The organism is Thermorhabdus hydrogeniformans, assembly GCF_049310025.1.
Taxonomy (GTDB): domain Bacteria; phylum Bacillota; class Thermosediminibacteria; order Thermosediminibacterales; family Tepidanaerobacteraceae; genus JBJYKD01.
In genome coordinates this window covers 1-280 of the sequence record NZ_JBJYKD010000106.1, presented here as the reverse complement: position 1 = coordinate 280, position 280 = coordinate 1, and the positions used below count along the sequence as shown (strand labels likewise).

The following is a 280-nucleotide window of genomic DNA, read 5'->3' as shown; positions in this document are numbered from 1 at the left end:
CGAGACGCGGGATATTTCCCTGGCCGGCCGCATCCTCGCGAACTTTCCGGATCACCTGCCGCCCGATCGGCGCCGTCCCGACGATCTCGCGGAGCTCGGCGAGCTCGCGCAGACGCCCGAGGCGAACATCATCAAGCTGCCGAACATCAGCGCTTCGGTGCCGCAGCTCACGGCCGCGATCAAGGAGCTCCAGCAGCAGGGTTTCCCGGTCCCCGACTATCCGGAGGAGCCGCAGAACGACGCCGAGCGCGAGATCAAGGCGCGCTATGCGAAGGTGCTC

1 protein-coding gene is annotated in these 280 nt (G+C 67.5%); it reads left to right on the top strand.

Annotated features, from left to right (window positions below; all coding sequences use genetic code 11):
* A partial coding sequence (locus tag ACKX14_RS15680) for an NADP-dependent isocitrate dehydrogenase (protein WP_422449302.1) occupies positions 1–280 on the top strand: 280 nt, incomplete at both ends.